General features: G+C 44.3%; 7 protein-coding genes. 1 reads left to right on the top strand and 6 read right to left on the bottom strand.

Features of this window, described 5'->3' with window-relative positions:
* Together HQM15_10070 and HQM15_10065 are read right to left on the bottom strand one after the other, a co-directional pair.
* Positions 1-638, bottom strand: a 638-nt coding sequence (locus tag HQM15_10070) for a response regulator transcription factor (GenBank protein ID MBF0493111.1), incomplete at its 3' end; no start/stop codon positions are given.
* Between the two features lie 29 nt (positions 639-667).
* Positions 668-1462: a hypothetical protein gene (locus tag HQM15_10065; protein ID MBF0493110.1), complete on the bottom strand. Its 795-nt coding sequence runs from the start codon at positions 1460-1462 to the stop codon at positions 668-670.
* A 152-nt stretch (positions 1463-1614) separates the two neighbouring features.
* On the opposite strand from HQM15_10065, the gene HQM15_10060 reads away from it, so the two are divergent.
* Positions 1615-2346, top strand: a complete 732-nt coding sequence (locus tag HQM15_10060) for a MarR family transcriptional regulator (protein MBF0493109.1) — start codon at positions 1615-1617, stop codon at positions 2344-2346.
* Positions 2347-2377: 31 nt separating this feature from the next.
* Here the strand turns inward: HQM15_10060 and HQM15_10055 are convergent, their stop codons facing one another.
* The 4 genes from HQM15_10055 to HQM15_10040 all read right to left on the bottom strand — a co-directional run bounded on the left by HQM15_10055 (position 2378) and on the right by HQM15_10040 (position 7557).
* Positions 2378-2596: a hypothetical protein gene (locus HQM15_10055; GenBank protein ID MBF0493108.1), complete on the bottom strand. Its 219-nt coding sequence runs from the start codon at positions 2594-2596 to the stop codon at positions 2378-2380.
* 85 nt (positions 2597-2681) lie between these two features.
* Entirely contained in the window at positions 2682-3698 is a 1017-nt protein-coding gene (locus tag HQM15_10050; protein MBF0493107.1) for a DUF4325 domain-containing protein, read from the bottom strand.
* A 58-nt stretch (positions 3699-3756) separates the two neighbouring features.
* Positions 3757-5703, bottom strand: coding sequence for a biosynthetic arginine decarboxylase (gene speA, locus HQM15_10045; GenBank protein ID MBF0493106.1), 1947 nt, complete (start codon positions 5701-5703; stop codon positions 3757-3759).
* Positions 5704-5817: 114 nt separating this feature from the next.
* Positions 5818-7557: a hypothetical protein gene (locus HQM15_10040; GenBank protein MBF0493105.1), complete on the bottom strand. Its 1740-nt coding sequence runs from the start codon at positions 7555-7557 to the stop codon at positions 5818-5820.
* Positions 7558-7585: the final 28 nt, after the last annotated feature.

The following is a 7585-nucleotide window of genomic DNA, read 5'->3' as shown; positions in this document are numbered from 1 at the left end:
TTCTCAGCAAGACACCATTTGACGGCATACTGAATCAGTTCATGAGAATTTTTCAAATCGAGTTTGTTTTTAATATTGGCATAATGAGATTCAATGGTCTTCACACTCACAAAAAGTTTTTCCGCAATTTGACGAGTGGAAAATCCCTGACCGCTAAGCTGCAACACCTCGAGCTCACGATCGCTCAAGCTTGCCGCCTCAGAATCATTTTTTGCTGTGCCTCGACCCACAAACTTCTGCATGAGTTTTTCTTTCCATTGGTCGCTCGCATAAATATCACCACTCAGTACCTTGCGAATGGCCGAAATGATATGATCGCTGGCTTCCCGTTTTGTTAAATACCCTTTCGCCCCAGCTCGTAAGACGCGTTCCACATAAATAGATTCGTCATACATCGAAACAATCAGAATTAACATTTCGGGGTGTTTGAGCAGAATAGTTTTGGTCAATTCAAGTCCACTCGTGCCTTCTAAGGAAATATCCACGATCATTAAATCAGGCTTTTCTTTTTCAATGCCCTGGAGGGCTTCAGTCGCAGATCCCGCTTCTCCAATTGAGATCATATCCTCTTCATGGTTGATGAGCTGCGCGATTCCTTGTCTGAGAATAGGATGATCATCCACAATAAATATTCTGATCTTTTTGTTTTTAGTTTTAAGAGTGGCACTCAAGCAACACTCCTTTGGGTTACAGGCATTTTAAAATGACATTCCAGAATAACTCCTTGAGGGGAGTTGGATTTTATTTCGAAAGAAGCATTCAGTATACGAGCTCGATATTTCATGATCTTCAAACCAATTCCTTTTGAGAAGGTGCGATCATTTATTATTCCTATTCCATCATCTTTGATGGCCAGAGTGAGGGTCCCTTTATTTTGGGTGAAGCTCACTTCGATATTCTGCGCTTTTCCATGTTCGACCGCATTACTAATGGCCTCCTGGGTGATTCGGTAAAGATGGGTCGCGACATTATTATCTTCAATAAGAATCGGTTCCGGACAATAAAATAAACACGAAGTTCCCAAAGTAGAAGAAGCCAATTCTTCAAGAGAACGCATCAGGGAAGTTCCCTCCAGCTCGCCTGGGTACAAACCTCGTGCGGTATTTCTGGCCTGATCCACGGCGTCCAACAGCATATCTGAAATTTTTTTTAACTCTGCAAGTTCGAGAGTTTTTTCCTTTTCCATCTTTTGGGTAAGGTTTTTGGCAAATACCAAAATTGCCGTCAACTCCTGGCAAAGCCCATCGTGCAGTTGTGATCCAAAACGCCTTTGCTCTTCTTGAGTAATCTCCAAAATTTCGGCCTCTATTTTTTTACGTTCTACAATTTCGGCTTTGAGGAGTTTGTTGCTTTGGAGGAGCTCGTTGTTTTTTTCATGAAGCTGTTTTCCAATTTGCTCATAGGCAAGTGTTAACTGACGCAACTCTTCTTCAATTTTTGTATCCGGTGTTGTGTAAGGCATAAAATAATGTGCTCCTTCGATTCATCGCAACTATTGGAGGTGACGAAAACAAAAACCGCGACACCCCCGACAAAGGGACTGAGCCAAAGCTACAAAAGCCACAGAAGAAGAGCAATCAGGGGCGGCTGTATTCTGGACTGGGGGATTCTCTTATGGGCACCTCTAAAAACTATTGCGCGTCCAGATTGCTTCGTTGCGTACCCAAAAAATCTTCATGTATTTCCAAAGATGAAGTCGGTAACAGGTTCAACACGCGCATCGAAGGGACTCGAATCAAACATTCCATGGGCGCTATCTCGATCAAAATGTATGATAAGTTTTCTCTGGTGCTTCGTATAGAAACCACAGTCAATGACGTCTCCTTTTTTAAACACTACCGCAAAGTAGAACAAAAAAACGGAACTTCCTCCCTGCAATGGGCCCCCATGAAAAAGGGCATCTACAGTCTAGCCCCCCTGCAAGAATGTTTGCTGGCCGCAAACAAACGATATATCGACTTCATCTCTGAACTCGATGACAACACCACAGGCACTCATCGCCTGAACAAGGTCTCAAAAACCATCATTGAGAAAGAACACAGCTACAAAGGTTTCAATTTCTTCGATGAGAAAGATCAGCACTTGTTTGAAATTGTTGCCAGAGGAGAATTTGCAATCAGTGGATTTAAAAACAAAAACCTGAGAAACAAAATCCCAAATACCTCGGGCAATCAAATGTCACGTATCCTCAAGCGTCTCAGAACCCACGGCCTCATCAAAAAAATCGGCCACACTTATAAATATTACCTCACTTCCCTTGGCCAGCACGTTATTGCTGCAGGATTAAAAATAAAAAATCTCTTTCTCATCCCTCTTCTCAATCAGCAACTCCCTGCTACACTCTAAATCCTTGCTCATTTTGCATCAATTTGATTGCTTAGGATCTAATCTTATACCTCGTTGCCGGCCCCTTTCCCACCACTGCCAGAAACTTTTCCTGAATGAGGTCTCGAATAAGATATTTAACGCTGGTGCTTCCCAAGCCAAGAAGGGCCTCCATTTGTTGACGAGAAATGGTCTCATTTTTTTGGAAATAATTTTTCAAGATGTTTTTGATTTCATGTTCTTCAACCTTGTATCGGTCACTTTCGGTCAACAGATAAGATAATCGGTCACCTATCGGTCACTGTATTTTTTCATTTCACCCAAACTGTGGGGAGTGATAATTTTTTGGTTTCTTTCTATCGTCTCTTTGCCCTTTCAATCATAAACTTTACGTTTTCATGAGCGTTAATATAAATGAGAGTAATGTGAGGATGCTGCAACTGAAACACCCTAAAAATTTCATCCGCAAAACCCTGCCCAACACTTTCCACATTCTTAAAATCAAACTCAATCACCTTAAATTTTTCTAGACCAATCAACACTCTTTTTGCCTGAGACCGCGAAACATAAAACTCGTTTGCAAATAAAGATATTCGGATATGGCTTTTATCAAATTCAAATTTGGAGTTGCTATATTTCAAAAAAATACTTTTTAGATCTTTGCTGCTTTTTTTTGAAATTTGAAAATATACTTCAGTCCCTTTACAGAAAGGGTTGTCTTTAATAAAAACATCCTCAATCAAGTTGTTGAGGATGAGTGTTTTTTTGTGGCTTTTAATCCAAAACACATCGGCCAATTTGGAAGTAAAAAATATCCCTTCGCCACTATGCTTATCGGGCATGGTAGTTTGCTTCCCCTTTAATAAATCCTGAATAGCTTCAAGGGGGTTATTCAATTTTTTGTTTTTTTGAATATTGTGAAAAATTCCCACACCCTGGTCTTGAATTAAAAAGCAGATATTTTGTTTATCTTGATCAATTTTAATTTTTATTTTTTTGGATTTTGAATGATCGATCGCATTATTCAGCATTTCAGTAAAAGCAAAAATAAAAACCTGCTCCAAAGAGTGGGGCAAAGTTTTAAGCGATACATATTTGGAAGAAAGCTCGCGATATACCTCATCTTCTTTTAAATTTTTATTGGTATAAGTTTTTAACAAAGGGGCGGGGCCCGACTTCAGCGAAGCCGCTGAGGAAGCCTCAACATAGTAGGTGGTCTTTCGACTTGCCCCTTGCTTTAACACAACTCCTGCTTGAATAAGTTCTCTCAGGTGTTTGTGAATCGCTTGTGGGCTTACTTGAAAGTGGGAGCTCAAATCGCTTATGCCAAGCATTTTTCTTTTTTTAAAGAAATCCAGAATTTTTTGTTTCATGGATTCATTATCAACTTTATCTCAACCCATTTCAACTTTTATCTCAACCTCATCTCAACTAAGGCCTATCGGTACTCAAATAAGTATAACCATTCATCACCTGCTCGTAAAAATCGATGAGGGCCACACCTTCTTTGGGTTTGATATTTCCTTCGCGAACTTGTTGATCGAGTTCACGCTTGATAATTTTTGCCAGATCCGTAGGCGCATATTGCAGACGGGTAAGCACCTGTTGAATTGTATCTCCGGGGATGACTTCCTCCAGATAAAAATCTTCGGGATCTTCGTCGTCACAAAATACATGCACTTCATTCACCCGGCCAAAGAGGTTGTGCATGTCGCCCATGATATCCTGATAGGCACCCAGCATGAACATACCGATAAAATAAGGCTCTCCGGGGATTAAGGGATGTAAACTGAGAGTTTCTTTCACATCGAGGACATCGATAAAGCGATCGATTTTCCCGTCACTGTCGCAGGTAATATCCACCAGCGTGGCTTCTCGCGAGGGTTCTTCGCTCAGGCGATGCAGGGGAACAATGGGAAAAAGCTGATCAAAGGCCCAGTGGTCGGGAGCGGTTTGGAACAGCGAGAAGTTAACCAGAATTTGATCGGCCAACTTTTTGTATAGATCGGCTGTTTCTTCGGGAACTCTTTCTTCATTTTTATTGAGCAAAATAATTTTTCGGCAGATCTCCCAAAATAAATCTTCCACCTTGGCGCGGTCTTCGAGCTGCATGATTCCCAACTTGAACATGGCCAGGGCTTCTTCTTTTTTGGCCACCGCCTGGTGATAGGCACTCAGCGCGTTTTTGGACGATAACGTGGCCAGCAAACGACGCAATTTTTTGACAGGTTCCACTTCTTTGGTTTTTTCATTTTTTTCAGGAGGTAAAGGCGAATTGTTCCCAATTTCGATGCTGCCGAAGACCGGCATGATAATGCAGCTGTGATGCGAGGTAATGGCTCGGCCCGATTCACTGATGATATGCGGCTCCGCCACTTGTTCATCCTGACAAATTTGCTGCAGGGTGGAAACCACATCGTCGACGTATTCTTCCAAGGTATAATTCATCGAAGAAGCCGCGGTGGTTCGAGAACCATCGTAATCGACTCCCATCCCTCCCCCCATGTCAAAATATTCTACCTTGAAACCCATCTTGCATAACTTTGCATAAATTCGTGCGCCTTCGCTCACCGCTTCACGCACCATGTTGATGTCGGTAATCTGGGAACCCACATGAAAATGAAAGAGTTTGAGGCACTCTTCTTTTTTGGCTTCCTTTAAAAAGTTCAAGGCCCGAATAATTTCAGGCGTCGTCAGACCAAACTTCGCAAAATCGCCTCCGCTGCTCACCCACTTGCCAGCCCCTTTGGCGGTGAGCTTAGCTCGTAAACCGATATAGGGTTGAACCTGCATTTCCTCGGCAACCCGCAAAAGCATGGGAAGTTCCGAAAGTTTTTCAATCACGATAATTACCTTGCGCCCCAACTTGCGACCCAGCAAGGCCAGACGCATGAACTCCTCGTCTTTGTATCCATTGCAAACGGTGATAGCCTCTTTGTCATTGTTGAGGGCCAGAACCGGAAGCAATTCGCCTTTGGAACCAGCCTCCAAACCAAAATGATAGGGCGCACCGGCATCCAGAATTTCTTCCACCACTTCGCGCATCTGATTTACTTTAATGGGATAAACCCCGTAATAAGTGCCCTTGTATTGATGATCCGCAATGCTTTTCTTAAAGGCCTCGTTCAAACTCACCACCCGCGCGCGTAAAATATCCTGAAAACGCACCACACAGGGAAAGCCCAGCTTTTTTTCCTGGATGTCTTCAATCACATCCATGATATCAATCCGCGGGCCTTGCTTTCCGTAGGGATGAATGGAAATGTGTCCGGCCTCGTTCACCGAAAAAAAATCCAGACCCCAATTTTCAATATTGTAATATTGGATGGCCTTCGCGATCGTCCAAGGGGTAGTTTTTGGATGTTGAATTTTATCCATAAGAAAACGGCCGCTATCAACAAAAGCACAGACGGTCTAGAATAAAACCCACAATCATAAAAAAAGCCCCTCCGTTTTGGGGAGGGGCTTTTAAACTCCCAGACGTTATCCCAACTACTCTATGCTTGCAGGATCTGTCGGCAAGGTGAAGGACATGCCTGCCAAATCTAGCAGTCCGTTATCCGTAGGACAAGCAACTCCATTACAAGTCATGCTAGTCGTATGGTTCTCACAACTCAAAGTAGGCGCATAACTCAGGCGACTGTTCGCGGCATCGTTCTCGTACTGATTGGTCGTGGCGTTATAGGTCATGGCCTGATACTGAACATAATCCACTGTGCTGCTGCCACCTGCAAGACCACCAGGGCCAGCCCAGTCACAGACCATCCCTTGAATTTTTCCGAAGCCTTGAGTGGCAATGGTATTTTCATGCTGGAAGCCAAAGTAACCGCTGCCAGTCGTATTCGTACTAGATCCATTCATCATGCGAAAATAATTATCTCCATGTCCTGCCATCCAGCCATAAACGACAGATCCAAGTCCTGTCGTAGAATCTAGATTTGCAATCATCTCATTGTAGTCATCACTCCAGCCAGGGGTTGTTACGGCATCAAGGCTGTTCACAACCTTTTTACTCAAGTCAGGATATCCATCTCTATCTAAATAACCAGTCACAATTTCATCGGCAGTAAGCTCACCACATTCCACCGTCTTCACCTGCTTGATGCGAATTTCACTCGCCAGTTTTTCATATCCAATGCTCATGACATTAGTGGATGTAACCGCACTAGGGCAATTTCCTCCCCGGAAAGCACTTCCTCCACCTCCCAAAATTAATCTAAAAGACCCTCTATAGGTATCGGTACCTGTCACCTGTTGGGTAATATTCATGCTGATATTAAATGTACTCGAAGATTCCGAAGGAGATCCACCACCGGGGCCAGCACCACCACCCCCGCCACCTTGCTGCTGCTGTTGTTGTTGCTGATTACTACCTCCACCACCTTGCTGCTGTTGCTGATTATTACCTCCACTACTACCGCCACCGCCACCGCCACCCGCACTACCACTCACCATGGTTGCTTTCATATCAAAAACAACCGTACTTGCATCAACCCGTTCTATCGTCACTTGAGAAAGTGTCATCGCTGCAGAATGCTCTGCAAAAGCGGAGGTTAAATTAGGAGTCAAATCGACCGTTTCCCCCACAGTCGGCAGGGCGATTGCGTCGACACGAGCTACGCAAAGCATTTGAGCCATGCGTTGCAGGGCAAAGTCGTACATGCCTTGCACCCCTTTGATCTTCGAATTCATCTTGGCTGCCAAGCAGGCCTCTCCACTGCTTTCCGAGGCATCCCATATTCCCGTATCTCCTCCCGGCGCAGACCCGTCGCCAACACCTGGATAATTCGTAAAGGTTATGCTGGGCCCATAGCAAAGGACTGAGGGTTCGGTTTTACCCGGACCTTTTTCATTGCTCATACAACAATCGACCGTCGTACAAGTTTCGAGATCGACTACTGCCTGGCGATGAGTTGCATAATCGTCTCCAGAACCAGAGGTCGCAAGCTGAACCCCACCCGCCAAGGCCCTCACAAGCCCTCTAGAAATGGAGGCCCCCGCAGCTACCTTGACAAAAGGAGACGTGATTTGAACATCCGTTGGAATTGTATCATTAAGGCTGGTCGGCGCTGCGGCTGCAGGCGGTGTATCTGCGGGCGGTGTATCCGCGGGTGGTGTATCCTGGGCACCCACATCCCCTCCTGTAGAAGAACCCCCACAAGCCACTAAGGTAAGGGCCAAAAAAATTCCCGAGGCTAAACAAGCAAGCCTTCTCTTCATTTTAGAATGCATAACTCCCTCCTCAAAAAAGGTTAACTCG

Source organism: Deltaproteobacteria bacterium (genome assembly GCA_015233135.1).
In the GTDB taxonomy this organism is placed as follows: Bacteria; UBA10199; UBA10199; order JADFYH01; family JADFYH01; genus JADFYH01.
The sequence above is the reverse complement of the archived record's forward strand: the minus strand, read 5'-3'. Positions and strand labels throughout refer to the sequence as shown.